We start from the raw sequence: 20990 nt of genomic DNA on the forward strand, positions 1-20990 counted from the left end.
AGTCCGACATGGCAACCAGCAATGCAACCCCCACCAACACCCCTGTCGACACTGTCAAGGCGGCTGTCGCCAAAGTCGCGGCCAAGACCCGCGCGGTGAAGAAGCCCGCAGTCAAGGCCCGGCCCGTCAAGGCTGCCGCCGTGAAGGCGCCGGCAAAGACCGCCGCAAAGACCATGAAGAAGGTTGCTGCGAAGGCGCCCACCCTGAAGCAGGTCGCGCACAAGGGAACCCGCAAGGTCACCTCCGTGGTGCACATGACGCGCGACGCCTCGTTCAAGCTCATCGACTCCCAGCGCTCGATCTGGCTGGCAGGTTTGGGCGCGTTGGCCAAGGTCACCACGTCCACGGGCGTCAAGGGCGAGAAAGCCTTTGAGTCGCTGGTCAAGGCCGGTGAGAAGTTTGAGGCCCAGGCCCGCGGCGCGATCGACTCGAATGCCAACATGCTCAAGGGCCGCATAAGCGACGCCACCAATGTGGTGGATCAGGGCATCGGCACGGTCGGCGACGCGTTTGACACGCGCATCAAGCAGGCCCTGACCCGCCTGGGTTATGGCAAGAAGACCGTCAGGTAACTGAATTTCCCATGGCGCGGGTCCCTGCGCCGTGGGACACCGTTCATTCAGGCGGTCGTTGAGCGGCCCCGCAGGCGCTTGACCGCCGTCACGCCGGCCAGCACAAGCCCACCCGCCACGATGCCCGCGCAGGCATTGAGCAGCGCCGGGACCAGGACACCCCACAAGCCACCCATGGGCCAGCGGCTCACAGAGGCCAACGCCGATTCAATCCCGTGGTGCAACGCCGGCACCCCGTGGGTCAAAATGCCGCCCCCCACCAGAAACATGGCTGCTGTTCCAGCAACGGACAAGCCCCGCATGAGCCACGGCGCCGAACGAACGATGGCGCCGCCGAACGCGCGCGCGCCAGCAGTGGTCCTGCGACTGAGCCACAAGCCCAGGTCATCGAGTTTCACGATTCCAGCCACAAATCCATAGACACCAACTGTCATGATCAGGGCGATCCCGGTCAGGACAGCCACTTGCTGCAGGAACGGGGCTGCCGCCACCGTGCCCAGCGTGATGGCGATGATCTCGGCGGACAACACGAAGTCGGTGCGCACCGCCCCCTTGATCTTGCTCTTCTCGAACACGACGAGGTCGACGGTCACATCGGTCACCACCCGGACCCGTTCGGCACGGCGGGCGTCTTCTTCCGCCGGGCTGTGCAGGTATTTGTGGGCCACTTTCTCGAAGCCTTCAACGCAGAGGTAGGCACCGCCGACCATCAGCAAGGGGGTGACGGCCCACGGCGCGAGCGCACTGATGGCCAGCGCCGCCGGCACCAGAATCGCCTTGTTGACCATGGAGCCTTTTGCGACCGCCCAGACCACAGGCAATTCGCGATCCGCCGTCACGCCGGCCACCTGCTGGGCGTTGAGTGCCAGGTCATCCCCCAACACACCCGCCGTCTTCTGCGCGGCGACCTTGGTCATGACCGACACGTCATCGGCCATGGCCACGCTCTTGCTGGCGGCCACCTTGGTCATTGCCGCGACGTCATCCAGCAGGGTGGCAATATCGTCGATCAGCAACAGAAGACTGGAACCGGCCATGGGTAATCCTGGGTGGATTCAGTGGTTGCCGATATCAACGGGCGGCGCCTCAGCCGACCCACTGGCGCGCATTGCGCCAGATGCGCATCCAGGGGCTCAAGGCGTCGGCGGCGCCATCCGTCCAGCTCATCTGGATGTTGCGGAACACGCGCTCGGGGTGCGGCATCATGGCCGTGAAGCGGCCGTCTGCCGTGGTCACGCCGGTCAGGCCGCCGGGACTGCCGTTGGGATTGAACGGATAAGCCTCGGTGGGCGCGCCGGTGTGGTCCACAAAACGCATCGCCGCAATCGCCTGGTCGGCATTGCCCCGGTACCTGAAGTTGGCATAGCCCTCGCCATGCGACACCGCAATCGGCAGACGGCTGCCGGCCATGCCCTGCAGGAACAGGCTGGGCGAGTCCAGCACCTCGACCAGCGACAGCCGGGCCTCGAAGCGCTCGCTCTGGTTGGTCGTGAAGCGCGGCCAGTCCTGTGCGCCGGGGATGATGTCGGCCAGTTCGGCAAACATCTGGCATCCGTTGCACACGCCCAGGCCAAAGGTATCCGAGCGGCCAAAGAAGCCCTGGAATTGCTCGGCCAGCGCCGGGTTGAAGGTGATGGAACGTGCCCAGCCGATGCCGGCACCCAGCGTGTCGCCGTAGCTGAAGCCGCCGCAGGCCACCACGCCCTTGAAGTCCGCCAGCTGGGCACGCCCGGTCTGCAGATCGGTCATGTGAACGTCAAAGGCCTCGAAACCCGCTTCGGTAAAGGCATAGGCCATCTCCACATGCGAGTTGACGCCCTGCTCGCGCAGGATGGCGACCTTCGGCCGGGACAGGTTCAGGAACGGCGCGGCAACATCCTCTGACGGGTTGAACGTCAGCGACACATGCAGTCCGGGGTCACTGGGAACGCCAGCCGCCGCATGCTCGGCATCGGCGCAGGACGGGTTATCGCGCTGCTGGCAGATCTTCCAGCTCACGCTGTCCCAGACCTGGTGAAGGTCGGCCAGCGGTGCATGAAACACCTCTTTCGTGTCGCGCCAGACACTGAGCTCGCCTTTGCCGCGTGCCAGGCCGGAAGACTCGGGCCGCGTCTTGCCGATGAAGTGGCTGTGCTTTGACAGGCCGTGCTCGCGCAGGGTCTGCATCACGGCGTTGCGCTCAGCGGTGGCCACCTGCAGCACCACGCCCAGTTCTTCGGTGAACAGGGCCTTGAGCGTCAGTTCCTCGCGCCGGGCGCTCACCTGGCCGGCCCAGTTCTTGGCGTCGCCGTATTCGGCACGGCTGTCCGTGATGCCGTCGCCTTCGGTGACCAGCATGTCGATGTTCAGTGCCACGCCCACATGGCCGGCAAAGGCCATTTCCGCCACGGTAGCCAGCAGGCCGCCGTCGCTGCGGTCGTGGTAGGCCATGATCTGACCCCGCGCGCGCAGCGCATTGATGGCGTTCACCAGGTTCACCAGGTCTTGGGGATCGTCCAGATCCGGCACGCCATCCTTGTCCGGGCAACCCGGCTGGCCCAGTACCTGCCCCAGGATGCTGCCACCCATGCGGTTGCGGCCATGGCCCAGGTCGATCAGCACCAGCGTGGTGTCGTCATGGTTCGAATCGAGTTGCGGCGTGAGCGTGCCGCGCACGTCGGCCAACGTCACGAACGCGGTGACGATCAGACTGACGGGCGACGTGACTTTTTTCTTTTCCGCACCGCCGCCCGGGGCGTCGTCCGTCACGGTCCACTGGGTGCGCATCGATAGCGAATCTTTGCCCACGGGGATGGAAATGCCCAGCGCCGGGCACATTTCCATCCCCACCGCCTTGACGGTCGCGTAGAGGTCCGCGTCTTCGCCGGGTTCGCCGCAGGCGGCCATCCAGTTGGCGGAGAGCTTCACGCGCGCCAGCTCGATGGGTGCGGCCAGCAGGTTGGTGATGGCTTCGGCCACGGCCATGCGGCCCGAGGCGGCGGCGTCCAGGGCGGCCAGCGGCGTGCGCTCGCCCAGGCTCATGGCCTCGCCGGCAAAGCCCTTGAAGTCGGCCAGCGTCACCGCGCAGTCGGCCACCGGCACCTGCCATGGGCCCACCATCTGGTCGCGGTGGCTCAAGCCCCCCACGGTGCGATCGCCAATGGTGATCAGGAAGCGTTTGGAGGCCACGGTCGGGTGGCTCAGCACGTCGATCACCGTCTTTTCCAGGTCCACGCCGGTCAGGTCCATTGGCTGGAATTCACGCTTGACGGTCGTCACGTCGCGTTGCATCTTGGGCGGTTTGCCCAACAGCACGTTCATGGGCATATCGACTGGTGCCCCCACGCTCTCCACTTCGTGTGATTCACTGCCCCCCGAAGGGTCTCTCGCGGCTTGGGACGGCCCGGCGCCGCTCACGCCATCTCCCTCGTACACCAACAGGTCAGGCTCTTCGGTGGCCACGCCGACCACCGCAAACGGGCAGCGCTCACGCTCGCAGAAGGCCTTGAACATCTCCAGCGAATCGGGCGCAATCGCCAGCACGTAGCGCTCCTGGCTTTCGTTGCTCCAGATCTCCTTGGGCGCGAGGCCAGACTCCTCCAGCGGCACGGCGCGCAGGTCGAAGCGCGCGCCACGCCCGGCGTCGTTTGTCAGCTCGGGGAAGGCATTGGACAGGCCGCCCGCACCCACGTCGTGAATCGCCAGGATCGGGTTGCGCTCACCTTCGGCCCAGCAGTGGTTGATGACCTCCTGCGCCCGGCGTTCGATCTCGGGATTGCCGCGCTGCACCGAGTCGAAGTCCAGCTCGGCCGCGTTCGCACCGGTGGCCATGGAACTGGCCGCGCTGCCGCCCATGCCGATCTTCATGCCGGGCCCACCCAGCTGGATCAGCAGGGAGCCGGCCGGGAACTCGATCTTCTTCGTCTGGCCGGCGTCGATGGTTCCCAGGCCGCCCGCAATCATGATGGGCTTGTGGTAGCCACGCTGTACACCGCCCACCGACTGCTCGTACTCACGGAAGTAGCCCAGCAGGTTGGGCCGGCCGAATTCATTGTTGAAGGCTGCGCCACCCAGCGGGCCCTCGGTCATGATCTGCAGCGGGCTGGCAATGTGTTCCGGCTTGCCGCCGCGCTGGTCGGACAGGCCGCCCCAGAGTTTCGACACCGTGAAACCGGTCAGCCCCGCCTTGGGTTTCGACCCACGGCCGGTTGCGCCTTCGTCGCGGATCTCGCCGCCCGCGCCGGTGGATGCGCCGGGGAACGGCGATATCGCCGTGGGGTGGTTATGGGTTTCCACCTTCATCAGGACGTGGTTCAAAGAACTACTTTTCTGATAGCTGTCAACGACCAATCCACGCTGGGAAGAGGCTGTTTTGGCTATGAAACTCTCGACTTCGACCCCCTCCATGACCGAAGCGTTGTCCGAATACGCCACCACGGTGTGCTGGGGCGCAAGCTGGTGCGTGTTGCGAATCATGCCGAACAGGCTCCTGCCCTGCGCCACGCCGTCGATGGTGAACTCGGCGTTGAAGATCTTGTGCCGGCAATGCTCGCTGTTGGCTTGGGCAAACATCATCAATTCGACGTCGGTCGGGTTGCGGCCCAGCGTGGTGAAGGCGTTCACGAGGTAATCGATCTCGTCATCGGCCAGCGCGAGGCCAAACCGGGTGTTGGCGGCCACCAGCTCGGCCCGGCCGCCCTGGAGCACATCCACATGCTCCATCGGCGCCGGGTGCAGCTCGGTGAACAGGCCCAGGGCGGTTGCGCGCTCGAACATCACGCTCTCGGTCATGCGGTCGTGCAGCAGCGCGGCCACGGCCTGCAGCTGTTCCGGCGACAGGGTCGGCTTGCCGAGCAGGCCGGATTTGAGCGTGACGCGGTATTCGGTGATGCGCTCGACCCGCTTGATGGGCAGGCCGCAGTTGTGGGCAATGTCGGTGGCCTTGGACGCCCAGGGTGACACGGTGCCGAAGCGGGGCGAGACGACGATCAGCGCGCCGTCGGCGCCTCCGGCGTACGGGTCACCATAGGTCAGCAGCGCGGCCAGGCGGTCGCGGTCGGCGATGGATGGCTCGGCTTCCGAGGCCACCAGATGCACGAAACGGGCAGAAATGCCATGGATCCGGTCATGTATGGCCGCCAGGCGGGGCAACAGTTGCTGAACACGAAAGGCGCTGAGGGCGTTGCCGCCCTCGAACTGGGCAATGTGCAGGGTCACGGTGGTGGCCTTGAAGGGATGAACCGGGTTGGCTGGAAGCTCGCGCGGCCGCCGCCGACTGGGGCGGCTGGTGAAAACCCTGAATTTTAACGGGCGCTGGCCCCCTTCAGCGGCTCGGGAACCCCGGTGGGATAATCGCGACCCATGACCATTACCTACAAAGACGCCGACGGCATTGCCGGTATGCGCGTGGCGGGACGGCTCGCTTCCGAAGTGCTCGACTACCTCACGCCCCACGTCAAGCCGGGCGTCACCACCAACGAACTCGACCGTCTGGCACACGACTACATCACCCAGGTGCAGGGCGCCATCCCCGCACCGCTGAATTACCAGCCAGCGGGCTACATCCCCTACCCCAAGTCGATCTGCACCTCGCTCAACCACCAGGTCTGCCACGGCATTCCGAACGATAAGCCGCTGAAAAAAGGCGATTCGATGAACATCGACATCACGGTAATCAAGGATGGCTGGCATGGGGACACCAGTCGCATGTTCCTCGTCGGCGAATGCTCGATCGCGGCCAAGCGTCTGTCCGCCCTCACCTTTGAGGCCATGTGGCACGGCATCGTGCAGGTCAAGCCCGGTGCGCGGCTGGGCGACATTGGCTGGGCGATCCAGAAGTTCGCTGAAGGCCACGGTTTCTCGGTGGTGCGCGAGTTCTGCGGCCACGGCATCGGGCGGGTGTTCCACGAAGAGCCGCAGGTGCTGCATTACGGCAAACCGGGCACGTTGGACGAGCTGGTGCCGGGCATGACCTTCACCATCGAGCCGATGATCAATGCCGGACGCCGCGACATCAAGGAATTGGGCGACGGCTGGACCATCGTCACCAAGGACCACTCCCTGTCCGCACAGTGGGAACACACCGTGCTGGTGACGGGCGACGGCTACGAAGTGCTGACGCTTTCGGCCGGAAGTCCCCCGCCGCCGCCTTTCGTCAAGGCCTGACCCTCAAGGCGCGGGCCAGCTGCCCCTTACGACACAACATGACCGACCTGCCCGCGCTTCGCAGCAAATACCGCCACGACAAGCAAGAGATCCTGCGCTCGGCAGCGACGAGTGGCTCGTCGTCGCGGGGCGTGCGCGCGACCTTGCGCACACTTTCCGCGTTGACCGACGAGTTGTTGCGTGGCCTGTGGCGGTACGCCGGGTTCGACGCACCCTTTGTTTTGGTGGCGGTGGGCGGTTTCGGCCGCGGCGAGCTGTTTCCCTACTCCGATGTCGACGTGCTGCTGCTCCTGCCAGACGATCAGTCGCCCGATACCGACGAAGGGTTGAAAGGGCAGATCGAAGCCTTCATCGGCAGCTGCTGGGATGCCGGCCTTGAGATCGGCTCCAGTGTGCGCACGCTGGCCGACTGCCTGGCCGAAGCGGCCAAGGATGTGACCGTCCAGACCTCCCTGCTGGAGGCTCGGCTGATTGACGGCGATGCCGCCTTGTTCAACGCCTTCCGCAAGCGTTTCGACGCCGTGATGGACCCTGCAGCCTTCTTCGTGGCCAAGACGCTGGAGATGCGGCAGCGCCACACCAAGTTCGAGGACACCCCCTACGCACTGGAGCCGAACTGCAAGGAATCACCCGGTGGCCTGCGCGACCTGCAGATCATTCTGTGGGTGGCTCGCGCTGCCGGACTGGGCAGGAGCTGGGATGAACTGGCCCGAAAGGGTCTCGCTACGCCCTTCGAGGTGCGCCAGATCAAGCACAACGAGGCCCTCTTGAGCCTGATCCGCACGCGCCTGCACCTGATTGCCCGCCGCCGTGAGGACCGGCTGGTATTCGACCTCCAGACTGCGGTGGCCGAATCGTTTGGGTACTTGTCTGCCGTCCCATCCGACGGCAAACCGGGCCATCGCCCCAGCGAAGTCCTGATGAAGCGCTATTACTGGGCGGCCAAGGCAGTCGCCCAGCTCAACCAGATCCTGCTGCTCAACATCGAAGAGCGCCTGCAATCGGATCGGGGCGCCTCGACCCATGCGCTGCGCCCCATCAATGAGCGCTTCTTCGAGAAGGCCGGCATGATCGAGGTGGCCAGCGACGACCTGTACCAGAAGCATCCCCACGCGATCCTGGAGACCTTCCTGCTCTACCAGACGCACCTCGGGCTCAAGGGTCTGTCAGCGCGAACCCTGCGCGCGCTGTACAACGTGCGCACCATCATGGATGCCTCCTTCCGGCACGATCCGATCAACCGCGGCACCTTCCTGCGCATCCTGCAGCAGCCCGCCGGCATCACGCACGCCATGCGGCTGATGAACCAGACCTCGGTGCTGGGGCGCTACCTGTGGGTGTTCCGGCGCATCGTGGGCCAGATGCAGCACGATCTGTTTCACGTCTACACGGTGGACCAGCACATCCTGATGGTGTTGCGCAACATGCGCCGCTTCTTCATAGCCGAGCATGCGCACGAATATCCCTTCTGCTCGCAGCTGGCCGCGGGCTGGGACAAGCCGTGGGTGCTGTACGTCGCCGCCCTGTTCCACGACATTGCGAAGGGGCGCGGCGGCGACCATTCCGAGTTGGGTGCCGTCGAGGTGCGCCGTTTCTGCCGCGAGCATGGCATCGGAAAGGATGACACCCGGCTCATCGAATTCCTGGTGCATGAGCACCTCACGATGAGCCGCATCGCGCAGAAGGAAGACCTGAGCGACCCTGATGTCATCCGCGCCTTCGTCGAGCGCGTCGGCAACGAGCGCTACCTGACGGCCCTGTATCTACTGACCGTGGCCGACATCCGCGGCACCAGCCCGAAGGTCTGGAATGCCTGGAAGGGCAAGCTGCTGGAGGACCTGTACCGCTACACGCTGCGCATGCTGGGAGGTCGCGCGCCCGACGCCAGCGCCGACATCGAGGCCCGCAAGCGCGAGGCGCTGGTGCTGCTGGCCCTGCATGCCGAGCCGTTCGAAGGGAACAAGGCGCTCTGGGACACGCTGGACGTGGGCTACTTCATGCGCCACGACGCCGCCGACATCGCCTGGCACACACGCCAGCTCTCCCGGCATGTGCCCAAGTCCGGCGCACCCGGTCGAACCATCGTGCGGGCACGGCAGTCCACCGTCGGCGAAGGCCTGCAGGTGGTGGTCTACACGCCCGATCAACCCGACCTCTTTGCGCGCATCTGCGGATACTTCGACCAGGCAGGCTTCAGCATCCTGGATGCCAAGATCCACACCACCCACAACGGCTTCGCGCTGGACACTTTTCAGGTCGTGACCGCCATGCTGCCCGAGCACTACCAGGAGCTGGTGAACATGGTCGAGTCAGAGCTCGCCCATACGCTGGAGCACCCCGGCCCGTTGCCCCCGCCAGGGCGTGGACGGGTCTCGCGCCGCGTGAAGAGCTTTCCCTTTGCACCGCGGGTGGACCTCCAGCCTGACGAAAAAGCCCAGCGCTGGCTGCTGAGCATTTCCGCCAGCGACCGCACCGGCCTGCTGTACAGCGTGGCGCGCGTGCTGGCCCGCCACCACATCAACCTGCAACTGGCCAAGATCACCACCTTGGGCGAACGGGTGGAAGACACGTTCCTCATCGATGGGCCTGAGCTGCAGCAGAACCGCCGCCAGATCGAGATCGAGACCGAGCTGCTGGAGGCGCTGACCGCCTGAAGCGTCTCAGGCAGCCGGCACAGGCGAGCGACCGTAGCTGTGCACCCGTCCCTTGTAGGCCGTCGCGCCGTCGGGCAGGAAGGACACGCGGTTCTGGCTGTGCGTGTAACCCAGACCCTGCATGCGCCGGTTGAAACCGGTGATGTTGCCCCGGTCAGGATCGACGATCACCACCTCGACCGTCGAGCAGGAGTGCTCGTCGATGAAGGCCGACAGCGCCTGCGGCTGGTTGCGGTCATAAAGCACGTCGCTGCCGATGATCAGATCGAACCGTCCCATGTCGCTCACCGCCCGCCCCCAGTTGCCGGTCCTGTACTTCATGGGCGGCAGATGGTTCAGGCGCAGGTTCTCCTTCAGGAAGGTCTCGGTCAGCGGGTGGCAGTCACTGGCGGTGACGTCGCCCCCGCGACGATGGATGACAAGGCTGGCCAGCGCCAGGCCACAACCGAGCTCCAGGATGCGCTTGCCGTCCAGTTCAAAGGTCTGCATGGCCTGCGCAAGGACCTGGCCTGAAGGCCAGAGCAAGCCGAACAGCGGCCACAGCGCCGACGAAATGCCAGCCTGCTCCGCCTCCCCTGCGGGATCGTGAAACTGCTGCCGGTCCAGCAGGGAGCGCATCCGAAGGTCCGCGCCGTTGCCGCGCACCGTTTCGAACTTCACCTCGTAACCGAGAGGCATCGGGCCGTCACCGGCAATGATGCGATTCAAATGGTTCAATCGTCCTGGGCGGCATCCAGCCCGGGAAACAACACCTCGGTGAACCCGAATCGGGTGAAATCGCGCATGCGCATCGGGTAGAGCGTGCCCGCCAGATGGTCGCACTCGTGTTGCACCACCCGGGCATGAAAGCCATCCACGGTGCGGTCGATCGGGTCGCCATACGGGTCAAAGCCGGTGTAGCGGACGCGCGACCACCGCGGCACCACGCCACGCAGGCCGGGCACCGACAGACAGCCCTCCCAGCCTTCCTCCTCGTCGTCGCCCACTGGCGTGACGACCGGATTGCACAACACCGTGCGCGGCACCAGCGGGGCGTCGGGGTAGCGCGGGTTGGGCGCATCGGTGCCGAAAACCACCAGCTGCAGGTCCACGCCGATCTGCGGCGCCGCCAGGCCGGCGCCATTGACCGCCGCCATGGTCTCCAGCAGGTCTCGCACCAGCTGGTGCAGTTCGTCCGAGTCGAATGCGGTGACCGGCTGGGCGACACGCAGCAGGCGCGCATCCCCCATCCTCAGAATTTCACGCACGGTCATCGGTCTTCTCCGGGTTCGGCGGGTCATCAACTCCCGCGCCGTCAAGCAGCGCGAACAGGCCAGCCTCGTCCAGCACCTTAACACCGAACTCTCGGGCTTTGTCCAGTTTGCTGCCGGCGTCGGCGCCGGCCACCACGTAGTGGGTCTTCTTGCTGACGGACCCTGCCACCTTGGCACCAGCGGCCTCCAGCCGGTCCTTGGCCTGATCACGGCTCAGTGTCGGCAGGGTCCCCGTCAGCACGACGGTCTTGCCCGCCAGCGGCTTCGGCGCCTGGGCGGTGCGCTCACCTTCGTCCCAGGTCATGCCGCAGGCGCGCAGTTGCTCCACCACCTCGCGGTTGTGCGGTTGGTCAAAGAACGTGCGAATGCTTTGCGCCACGATCGGGCCGACGTCAGGCACTTCAAGCAGTTGATCCAGCGTGGCCGCCATGACGGCGTCGAGTCCACCGAAGTGACGAGCCAGCGCCTTGGCCGTCGCATCACCCACATGGCGGATACCCAGGCCGAACAGGAAGCGTGGCAGGGTCGTCTGCTTCGACTTCTCCAGCGCCTGCAGGATGTTTTGTCCCGACTTCTCGGCCATGCGATCCAGGCTGGCCAGTGCAGTCAGGCCCAGGCGATACAGGTCGGGCAGGGTGTTGATGACGCCGGTGTCCACCAACTGGTCGACCAGCTTGTCACCGAGCCCTTCCACCTCCACCGCGCGACGCTGGGCGAAATGCAGCATGGCCTGCTTGCGTTGCGCGCTGCAAAACAGGCCGCCCGTGCAGCGGGTGTCAGCCTCACCCGGTTCGCGCACCGCCGCGCTGCCACAAACCGGACAGCGGTCGGGCATCGTGAACATCTGCGCACCAGCCGGACGCTTGTTTGCCAGCACCCCCACCACCTCGGGGATCACGTCGCCGGCCCGGCGCACGATCACCGTGTCGCCTACCCGCACGTCCTTGCGCCGCGCCTCGTCTTCGTTGTGCAGCGTCGCATTCGTCACGGTGACGCCGCCGACAAAAACCGGCGCCAGCTTGGCCACCGGCGTCAGCTTGCCGGTGCGCCCCACCTGCACGTCGATATCGAGCACCGTGGTCAGTTGCTCCTGCGCCGGGTACTTGTGCGCAATGGCCCAACGCGGCTCGCGGGTCACAAAACCCATCTGGCGCTGCAAAGCCAGGCTGTCCACTTTGTAGACCACCCCATCGATGTCGAATGGCAGGCTGTCGCGCAGCGCCCCGATGCGCTCGTGATATGCTATCAATTCGGTAGCACCTTGCGCCCTTTCGACGCTGGATACAACCGGAAAACCCCATGATTTCAGGGTTTGCAGCAGCTGGAAGTGGGTGTCGAACGCCGGTCCACCCAGCTCGGGCGGTGTGACCTCGCCCAGGCCATAGGCATAAAAGCTCAGAGGCCGCTGGGCGGCGATGGCCGGGTCGAGCTGGCGCACCGCACCCGCGGCCGCATTGCGCGGGTTGACGAAGGTTTTCTCGCCTTTCTCGCGTTGGCGCGCATTCAATGCCTCGAAATCGTCGCGGCGCATGTAGACCTCGCCTCGCACTTCCAGCACGGGTGGCACCGGAGGAACTGTCGCATCGCCAGGGGTCTCGATCCGCAGGGGGATCTGCCCGATGGTGCGCACATTCTGCGTGACATCCTCCCCCACCTCGCCGTCGCCGCGCGTGGCCGCCTGCACCAGCACACCCTGCTCGTAGCGCAGGTTCATTGCCAGTCCGTCAAACTTCAGCTCCGCGACGTACCCGACCGGGGGATCGGCATCGCCCAGTCCCAATTCCTTTCGAACCCGCGCGTCAAAGGCCTGCGCACCACTGGCGCCGGTGTCCGTCTCGGTCCGGATGCTGAGCATGGGCACGGCGTGGCGCACGCTGGCAAAGGCGTCCAGCACACGCCCACCGACGCGCAGGGTGGGTGAATCGGCCGTCTGCAGATGCGGGTGCGTGGCCTCCAGCGCCTGGAGCTCCTGAAAGAGCCGGTCGTACTCGGCATCGGGTATCTCCGGATCGTCCAGCGTGTAATAGCGATAGGCATGGTGGTGCAACTGCGCGCGCAAGGCCGCGGCCCGCGCGGCGGCAGCGTCCGGCCCGGGCTCGGCCGCCTCGAACAGATCAACGGTCACCATGAGCAAGCAGGTGTCGCCTGGAACGGGCAGACCAGGGTGCCATCACGAAAACAGCCGGCGCGCCTGCGGGGATCCGGCCGAGAGATCGCGTCCGTCCAGCGTGTCGTACAGCAGCTCCAGATCGGCGCCGATGGCGTCCAGCGATTCGGAACGGATGAGGTGGCCGTTGTCGTCGGTGATCACCCCATCCATGCCCGTGGCCAGTGCGCTGGCGGCCTCGCGCAGGCGCGCGAAGGGATGCTCGGCCCGCTGGACCTGCGGCACATCCAGGCTCAGGTGGATTTCGCGGATTGCCGACTGGTCGGGATCGTCGGAAAACGTGGCCTGCGGGTCGAAGGCCAGCCCCAGAATCGGCGGCAGACCCGGTTCGCTCGCCGGCAACACCATCCGTCCGGGAATGGCGCCCGCCACGAAACCCAGTCGTCCGGCCGCCTGGTGCAGATAGCCCGGGCTCCACGCCGCATTGCGGGCGCGCAGCGTGAACGCCAGATGCGCATCGTGCTCGCTGGCGAACTGGTCGAGCTCACGGGCCCGCGCGACCTCCTCGATCATGTCTGGGAACTCGGGCGCCCCATTGACGGCATCGGCGAAATCCTGCGCCTTCATGACGAACTCCGAATATTCGATCTCGTTGAGGTACCCGGTCCGGTTCGCCAGCTGCACGCCCGCCTGGAACGCCCGGTAGCGCTGGCCAGCCAGCGGCGTTTCCCAGACTCCGGTTCCGTCGTTCAGGCCTTCGATGGCAAACGGCTTGCTCCCGGCCCGCCGCGTGGGAGGCATGGCGGCCAGGGCCGCGTCGCCGGAAACCAGCCCTTCCAGTGCGATGGGCGAAATGACATCGATCAGGGCATCCAGACCCGGTTTGCGCTCGGGCTGCGGCAGCGGCAAACTGCCCAGGGGCCCGTCGAATCCAGGCTCCCTGCGCTCCTCCTCGACCGGAGCACCCGCCACTTCAGGCGCGCGTGTGCCGGGCTGCGGCTGCTTCGGCGCATTGCGGCGAGAAGTCCAGGCGCTGTGGGCCACCAGGGCGGCCAGCACCACGCCGCCAGCAACGGCCAGACTGATCTGGAGTGAGCTCATGGCTGTTTCACCGTTTCCTCAAAGGACTCATTCCAAGGCGGCCAGACCGACAGCCGACTCCATGTCCACGGCCACGATGCGCGAAACGCCCTGCTCCTGCATCGTCACGCCAATCAGCTGCTCGGCCATTTCCATGGCGATCTTGTTGTGGCTGATGAACAGGAACTGGGTTTCCCGGCTCATGCTGGTCACCAGCCGGGCGTAACGCTCGGTGTTGGCATCGTCCAGCGGCGCGTCGACCTCATCGAGCAGGCAGAACGGTGCCGGATTGAGCTGGAAGATCGCAAACACGAGCGCGATCGCGGTCAGGGCCTTTTCGCCGCCCGAGAGCAGGTGGATGGTCTGGTTCTTCTTGCCCGGCGGTTGCGCCAGCACCTGCACGCCGGAATCGAGGATCTCGTCGCCGGTCATCACGAGGCGCGCATTGCCCCCGCCGAACAGCTCGGGGAACATCCGGCCGAAGTGCTCGTTGACGACCTTGAAAGTACCGGCCAGCAACTCGCGCGTCTCGCCGTCGATCTTGCGGATCGCGTCCTCCAGCGTGTTCATGGCCTCGGTCAGGTCGGCGCTCTGCGCGTCCAGGAAGGACTTGCGCTCGCGCGCCGTGGTCAGCTCCTCCAGGGCAGCCAGGTTGACTGCGCCCAGCGCTGCGACCTCACGGTGCAGCCGGTCGATCTCGCCCTGCAGGCCCGCCAGCCGCACAGCGCCTTCGGCCACCGACCGTGCCACAGCCTCCAGGTCAGCCCCGGCGTCGGCGAGCAACTGGTTGTACTGCTCCAGCCCCAGACGGGCGGCCTGCTCCTTGAGCTGCAGGTCGGTGATGCGCTGGCGCATCGGATCGAGCTCGCGCTCCAGCTTCAGGCGGCGTTCGTCGCTGGCGCGCAACCGGGCGGTCAGGTCGTCGTAGGCGCTGCGTTGGGCGCCCAGCTGGGCCTCGCGCTCCAGCTTCAGCGCCAGTGCATCCTGCAAGCCCGCCTGCGCCGCCGCGTCGGTGAGGCGCGCGAGTTCCTCTTTCGCGCGCTGCTCGTCACTTTCCAGGCTGCCCGCCTGCTGCGCGGCGGTGTCAATGGCGCGGGCCAGTTCGGCCTGGCGCGCGGCCAGGCTGCGCTCGGCATAGGCCGCCTCCTGCGCTTGTCGTTCCAGGCTGCGCTGCTGTTCCCGGCAGGCCGCCAGCTTGCGTTCGGCCGCAATCACCTGTTCATCGAGCTGGGCGTGGCGCTCCTGGGTGTCCGCCAGCTGCATGTCGAGTTCTTCGAAGCGAGCCTCCGCGGTGACACGGCGCTCCTGCAGGGCTTCGAGCTGGGCCTCGACTTCAGCCAGGTCGGCGGCGATCTGCTCGCCGCGCGCGCGCGTCTGTTCCGCCAGCTGCGACAAGCGCAGCGTCTCCACCTGGAGCTCGTGGGCGCGCGAGCGGGCCTCGGAGGACTCGCGCCGGGCCGAAACCAGGCGCTGCGAGGCATCGGCATACGCCGCCTCGGCGCGCACCAGCGCGGCGCGGGACTCGTCCGTGATCAGGGCTTGCGCCCGTAGCTCACGCTCAAGATTTTCGATCTCCTGCGCCCTCGCCAGCAGGCCGGCCTGCTCACTGTCTGGCGCATAAAAGCTCACGCTGTGTCGCGTCACCGCATGGCCGCTGCGCACGAAGATGACCTCGCCGGGCTGCAGCCGCTCGCGCTCGGCCAGGGCTTCCTCCAGGCTCTGCGCTGCATGGCAGCCGTGCAACCAGTCCGACAGCAGCGCCTTCTGTCCCGCATCGTTGAGGCGCAGCAGGTCGGACAACCGCGCCAGGGCGGCCGGTTGCTCCGGTGCACCCGCCAGTGGCGGGCTGTAGAACGCCAGCTTGGCCGGCGGTCCATCGGCCGCAAAGGCGCGCACCATGTCCAGGCGCGAGACTTCGAGTGCGCCCAGGCGTTCGCGCAGCGCGGCTTCCAGGGCATTCTCCCAGCCGGGCTCGACGTGGATGCGGCTCCAAAGGCCTTGCAACGCGTCCAGCCCGTGTCTGGCCAGCCAGGGCTTGAGCTTGCCGTCGGTGCGCACTTTCTCCTGCAGCGCCTTGAGTGCCTCCAGGCGCGCCGACAGCGCGGCCTGCCGGCTGCTCTCGGCGTTGACCGCCTGCTGCCGTCCGCGCCGCTCGTCGTCAAGTTTGGGCACCTGGTCCTGCAGCTCATGCAGCCGCGCGTCCGCGGTCTCGGCGGCATCGTTCGCGGCGGCCAGCTGGCCTTGCAGGTTGAGCAGACGCTGCTCGTCCGGCGCGGCCAGTGCATTGCGATCCGCGCCGAGGCGCTCGCTGCGGGTGGTGAACTGGCGCCATTGCTCCTCAATGTTGCGCTGGTCGGCCGCCAGGACCTGGATCTGCTGCTGCACCTGGCTCACGCTGGAGCGCTGTTCGTTGGCGCGGCTCTGCGCCAGACGCAAGGATTCCTCCAGGTCCGGCAACACCTGCGCCTGATCCTCGACCTGTGCCGCCAGCATCACGGCCTTTTCCTGCGCCTGTGCCGCCTGCCCGGCCAGCGTTGTGGTTTCGACCTCGGCGTCCTGGCGGCGCGCGGCCCACTGCGCGGCCTGTTCCCTGAGCTGGGCCAGGCGGTGCTCGACGCGCTGGCGGCCTTCGACCACAAAGCGGATCTCGGCTTCCAGCCGCCCGACCTCGGCACTGGCCTCGTACAGCCTGCCCTGGGCCTGGTTCACCTGGTCGCCGGCCGCGTAGTGCGCCTGCCGAATGGTCTCCAGATCGGCCTCGATGTGCCGCAGGTCCGCCACACGTCCCTCAAGTTCATTGACCGCCTTGTCGGCCTCGGCCCGCACGCGCAATTGGTCCGCCTCGCTCTCGGCGCGGCGCAGGAACCACAACTGGTTCTGTTTCAGCGTGACGTCGGCCTGCAAGGCGTTGAAACGCTGAGCCACCGCGGCCTGCTTTTCGAGCTTGTCCAGATTGGCGTTGAGCTCGCGCAGGATGTCCTCGACCCGGGTCAGGTTCTCCCGCGTGTCCGACAGGCGGTTCTCGGTCTCGCGGCGGCGTTCCTTGTATTTGGAGACACCGGCGGCCTCTTCCAGGAACAGGCGCAACTCCTCCGGGCGCGACTCGATGATGCGGCTGATCGTGCCCTGGCCGATGATGGCGTAGGCGCGCGGACCGAGACCGGTGCCGAGGAACACGTCCTGCACGTCACGGCGGCGGACCGGCTGGTTGTTGATGTAGTAGCTGCTGGTGCCGTCGCGGGTCAATACGCGCTTGACGGCGATCTCGCCGAACTGGCCCCATTGGCCACCGGCCCGGTGGTCGCTGTTGTCGAACACCAGTTCGACGCTGGAGCGGCTGGCCGGCTTGCGGCTGGTCGTGCCATTGAAAATCACGTCCTGCATGGACTCGCCACGCAACTCCGACGCCTTGGATTCGCCCAGCACCCAGCGCACCGCATCCATGATGTTGGACTTGCCGCAGCCATTGGGCCCCACCACCCCGACCAGCTGGCCGGGCAGCAGGAAATTGGTGGGCTCGGCAAACGACTTGAACCCGGATAACTTGATCGAATTGAGACGCACCGTGACTTGCCCACCGTTCAGCAGCTATTGGCCAAGCTGTTGAATTCAAAAGAAATACGGCTGCAAAGACGGCAGCCGGACATGGCCAATGATACCGTGCGCAAGCCAAAACCGGCGCCCGCCCCGGATTGCTACCGTATTGATAGCATATGATGACCGTTCCACGATGGGATAGACCTTGAAACATCATGAAACCAGGCCCAAGGGCACCCATGCGGCGCGCGCGGGCGCAAGGACCGATAATCGACGCCTCATGAACCCTCTCCTGTCGCGCCTGCAGCCCTACCCCTTCGAGCGGTTGCGCCAGCTTTTCGCCACGGTCACGCCAAGCCCCGACTACCCGGCGATCAGCCTGGGGATTGGAGAGCCCCGGCACGCCACGCCCGAATTCATCAAGAGCGCCCTCACCGCGGCCTTGGGCACGGGACTGGCGTCCTACCCCGCCACGGCCGGCGAGCCGACCCTTCGCGAAGCCTGCGCGGCCTGGATGCAGCGGCGCTACGGTCTGGAGCTGAACCCGGCGACTCAGGTTCTGCCGGTCAACGGCTCGCGCGAGGCGCTGTTCGCGCTGGCCCAGACGGTGATTGACCCTGCCCGAGCCGGCGCCACCGTGGTGCACCCCAATCCGTTCTACCAGATCTACGAAGGCGCGGCCTTCCTTGCGGGCGCGCAACCGTACTACGCGCCCAGTGACCCATCGCGCAATTTCGCAGTGGACTGGGAGAGCGTGCCCGACGACGTCTGGGCCCGCACGCAATTGCTGTACGTGTGCTCTCCGGGCAACCCGACAGGCGCTGTCATGCCGCTGGCCGAATGGCAGAAGCTCTTCGAACTCAGCGATCGCCATGGGTTCGTGATCGCCTCCGACGAGTGCTACAGCGAGATCTATTTCCGCGACGAGCCCCCGCTGGGCGGCCTCGAAGCGGCCATGAAGCTAGGCCGCACCGACTTCCGCAACCTGATCGCCCTCACCAGCCTGTCCAAGCGCAGCAATGTGCCCGGCCTGCGCAGTGGCTTCGTGGCCGGCGATGCGGCGCTCATCAAGCCCTTTCTGCTCTACCGCACCTACCACGGCAGCGCCATGAGCCCCGTGGTGCAGGCCGCCAGCATTGCGGCCTGGAACGACGAGGCCCACGTGGTGGAAAACCGCCGCATGTACCGCGAAAAGTTCGCCGCCGTCACGCCCCTGCTGTCGGCCGTCATGGACGTGGCCCTGCCCGATGCGAGCTTTTACCTCTGGGCCGGCGTGCCTGCCGCCTGGCAGGGCAACGACACCGCCTTCGCGCGGGAATTGCTGGCTCAATACAATGTCACCGTGCTGCCGGGCAGCTACCTCGCGCGCGAAGCCGCCGGCCACAATCCTGGCCAGGGCCGCATCCGCATGGCACTGGTCGCAGAGACCGCGGAGTGCCTGGAGGCCGCCCGGCGCATCGTTCAGTTCATCCAATCCCGAGGCTGAGAGGCCCGATTTTTCGTCATGACCCAACAACTCCAGTCCCTCATCGATGACGCGTGGGAGAACCGCGCCAACCTGTCGCCGAAATCCGCGCCGACTGACGTGACGCAGGCCGTCGACGAGGTCCTTGCCGGCCTCAACAGCGGCGCCCTGCGCGTCGCCACCCGCCACGGCGTCGGCCAGTGGACCGTGCACCAGTGGATCAAGAAGGCGGTGCTGCTGTCGTTCCGCCTGAAGGACAACGAAGTGGTGCGCGCCGGTGACCTGGGCTTCTATGACAAGGTGCCCACCCGCTTCGCCCAGATGACGGCCGACGAGATGGCCGCCTCAGGCGTGCGCGTGGTGCCCCCGGCCGTGGCCCGGCGTGGCAGCTTTATCGCCAAGGGCGCGATTCTGATGCCCTCCTACGTGAACATCGGCGCCTACGTCGACGAAGGCACGATGGTGGACACCTGGGCAGCCGTCGGCTCCTGCGCCCAGATCGGCAAGAACGTGCACCTGTCCGGTGGCGTGGGCATCGGCGGCGTGCTGGAGCCGATGCAGGCCAACCCGACCATCATCGAAGACAACTGTTTCATCGGCGCCCGCTCGGAAATCGTCGAAGGCGTCATCGTCGAAGAGAACTCGGTGATCTCGATGGGTGTCTACATCGGTCAGAGCACCCGCATCTACGACCGCGCCACCGGCGAGGTCAGCTACGGCCGCATCCCGGCCGGCTCGGTGGTGGTGGCTGGCAACCTGCCCAGCGCGGACGGCAAATACAGTCTGTACTGCGCGGTCATCGTCAAGCGCGTGGACGCCCAGACCCGTGCCAAAACCAGCCTGAACGACCTGCTGCGGGATTGACATGGCCCCCACGCTTGTCGCTTCGCGTACAGCGCTGCCCCCCGAGGGGGCTCGCCTTGCTTGGGGCGGCCCGGCGCGGCGGCGGGCCGCTGCCTGCTTTCAGGCCGTTAAATCAAGGAGCTGATCATGAGCATGATGGACCGGATACTGCGGCTCATGGCCGAGCGCAAGGCGTCGGACGTCTACCTGTCGGCCCACGCGCCCGCGATCATCAAGATCAACGGCCAGTACATCCCGATGAACAGCCAGATCCTGCCGGTCGAGGCCACGGTCAACCTGCTGGCCGAAGTGGTACCCCCGAACCGGATCGAAGAACTCAAGGAGACCGGCGAACTCAACATGGCCATCCCGCTGGCCGACGTGGGCAATTTCCGGCTGAGCGCGATGCGCCAGCGCGGCACCTACGCGGCGGTGATCCGCTACATCTCATCGGAAATCCCGTCGCTGCCCACGCTGAATCTGCCCAACGTCCTGGCCGACCTGGTCATGGAAAAGCGCGGGCTGATCCTGATGGTCGGCGCCACCGGCGCGGGCAAGTCCACCACACTGGCCTCGATGCTGGACCACCGCAACGAGAACGTGATGGGCCACATCCTGACCATTGAGGATCCGGTGGAATTCGTGTTTCGCAACCGCAAGTCGGTGGTCAACCAGCGCGAGGTGGGCAGCGACACCGAGACACTGGCGATCGGCCTGAAGAATGCGCTGCGCCAGGCGCCGGACGTGATCATGATTGGCGAAATCCGCGACCGGGAGACCATGTCCGCCGCGATTGCCTACGCGCAGTCGGGGCACCTGTGCCTGTCAACCCTGCACGCCAACAACAGTTACCAGGCGCTGAACCGGATTCTCAGCTTCTACCCGGCCGAGGTGCGCCCGACCCTGCTCGGCGACCTGGGCTCGGCGCTCAAGGCCATCGTGTCCCAACGCCTGCTGCGCACCGTCCACAACACGCGGGTACCCGCCGTCGAGGTGATGCTGAACACCCGGTTGACGGCTGAGCTGATCGAACAGGGCAATTTCTCCGGGGTCAAGGAGGCCATGAACAACTCCCTGGCGGAAGGCTCCCAGACCTTCGAACAGGACATCGCCCGCCTCATCGTGGAAGGCCAGATCGATCGCAAGGAAGGCCTCGCCTACGCCGACTCGCCGACCAACCTGATGTGGCGGTTGCAGAACGACTTTGCCCGCCAGACCGCCCCTGAACAGCAGGCCGAGAGTCCGTCGAACGAGGCCTCCTTCACCGAGATCACGCTCGACGTCCATCACACCGCGTCCGACAAGGCGCCGGCCTGAGCCCGCCCCAACCTGCCT

Annotated in this window: 13 protein-coding genes; 6 read left to right on the plus strand and 7 right to left on the minus strand. The window is 66.1% G+C overall.

Annotation, left to right across the window (positions count from 1 at the left end; all coding sequences use genetic code 11):
• The first annotated feature begins 8 nt into the window (after positions 1-8).
• Positions 9-572: a phasin family protein gene (locus ACMUOY_RS10400; RefSeq protein WP_413892648.1), complete on the plus strand. Its 564-nt coding sequence runs from the start codon at positions 9-11 to the stop codon at positions 570-572.
• Positions 573-619: 47 nt separating this feature from the next.
• Here ACMUOY_RS10400 and ACMUOY_RS10405 read toward each other — a convergent pair whose 3' ends face one another.
• Entirely contained in the window at positions 620-1609 is a 990-nt protein-coding gene (locus tag ACMUOY_RS10405; RefSeq protein ID WP_413892649.1) for a DUF808 domain-containing protein, read from the minus strand.
• A gap of 49 nt (positions 1610-1658) precedes the next feature.
• Positions 1659-5768 carry a phosphoribosylformylglycinamidine synthase gene (gene purL / locus ACMUOY_RS10410; protein ID WP_413892650.1) on the minus strand — a complete coding sequence of 1370 codons (4110 nt, stop codon included), beginning with the start codon at positions 5766-5768 and terminating at the stop codon, positions 1659-1661.
• A 144-nt stretch (positions 5769-5912) separates the two neighbouring features.
• Between purL and map the strand changes: the two genes are divergently transcribed.
• Both map and ACMUOY_RS10420 read left to right on the plus strand, forming a co-directional pair.
• The gene (gene map / locus ACMUOY_RS10415; protein WP_413892651.1) at positions 5913-6716 is read left to right on the plus strand and encodes a type I methionyl aminopeptidase; all 804 of its coding nucleotides are present in this window, start codon (positions 5913-5915) and stop codon (positions 6714-6716) included.
• Between the two features lie 38 nt (positions 6717-6754).
• Positions 6755-9370: a [protein-PII] uridylyltransferase gene (locus tag ACMUOY_RS10420; protein ID WP_413892652.1), complete on the plus strand. Its 2616-nt coding sequence runs from the start codon at positions 6755-6757 to the stop codon at positions 9368-9370.
• Positions 9371-9376: 6 nt separating this feature from the next.
• On the opposite strand, the gene ACMUOY_RS10425 is transcribed toward ACMUOY_RS10420, so the two are convergent.
• The 5 genes from ACMUOY_RS10425 to smc are packed head-to-tail and all read right to left on the minus strand — an operon-like array spanning position 9377 to position 17374.
• Complete coding sequence (locus ACMUOY_RS10425; RefSeq protein WP_413892653.1) at positions 9377-10087, minus strand: class I SAM-dependent methyltransferase; 711 nt, start codon at positions 10085-10087, stop codon at positions 9377-9379.
• Positions 10084-10623 carry a peptide deformylase gene (gene def / locus ACMUOY_RS10430; protein ID WP_413892654.1) on the minus strand — a complete coding sequence of 180 codons (540 nt, stop codon included), beginning with the start codon at positions 10621-10623 and terminating at the stop codon, positions 10084-10086. The genes ACMUOY_RS10425 and def overlap by 4 nt, the downstream gene beginning before the upstream one ends.
• Positions 10610-12751 (minus strand): NAD-dependent DNA ligase LigA, encoded by a 2142-nt coding sequence (gene ligA, locus ACMUOY_RS10435; protein ID WP_413892655.1) that lies wholly within the window; start codon positions 12749-12751, stop codon positions 10610-10612. Before ligA ends, def begins: the two co-directional genes overlap by 14 nt.
• Before the next feature lie 42 nt (positions 12752-12793).
• Entirely contained in the window at positions 12794-13831 is a 1038-nt protein-coding gene (locus tag ACMUOY_RS10440) for a cell division protein FtsZ (RefSeq protein WP_413892656.1), read from the minus strand.
• A 27-nt stretch (positions 13832-13858) separates the two neighbouring features.
• Positions 13859-17374 carry a chromosome segregation protein SMC gene (gene smc / locus ACMUOY_RS10445; RefSeq protein ID WP_413892657.1) on the minus strand — a complete coding sequence of 1172 codons (3516 nt, stop codon included), beginning with the start codon at positions 17372-17374 and terminating at the stop codon, positions 13859-13861.
• 253 nt (positions 17375-17627) lie between these two features.
• Here smc and dapC point away from each other — a divergent pair, with 253 nt between their 5' ends.
• The 3 genes from dapC (at position 17628) to ACMUOY_RS10460 (ending at position 20972) form a co-directional block, all read left to right on the plus strand.
• Entirely contained in the window at positions 17628-18833 is a 1206-nt protein-coding gene (dapC, locus tag ACMUOY_RS10450; protein WP_413892658.1) for a succinyldiaminopimelate transaminase, read from the plus strand.
• An 18-nt stretch (positions 18834-18851) separates the two neighbouring features.
• Complete coding sequence (gene dapD / locus ACMUOY_RS10455; RefSeq protein WP_413892659.1) at positions 18852-19676, plus strand: 2,3,4,5-tetrahydropyridine-2,6-dicarboxylate N-succinyltransferase; 825 nt, start codon at positions 18852-18854, stop codon at positions 19674-19676.
• A 126-nt stretch (positions 19677-19802) separates the two neighbouring features.
• Positions 19803-20972 carry a PilT/PilU family type 4a pilus ATPase gene (locus tag ACMUOY_RS10460; RefSeq protein WP_413892660.1) on the plus strand — a complete coding sequence of 390 codons (1170 nt, stop codon included), beginning with the start codon at positions 19803-19805 and terminating at the stop codon, positions 20970-20972.
• The last annotated feature ends 18 nt before the right edge of the window (positions 20973-20990 follow it).

Origin of the sequence: Candidatus Skiveiella danica (assembly GCF_022705245.1) — a bacterium.
GTDB classification, from domain to species: Bacteria; Pseudomonadota; Gammaproteobacteria; order Burkholderiales; family Burkholderiaceae_C; genus Skiveiella; species Skiveiella danica.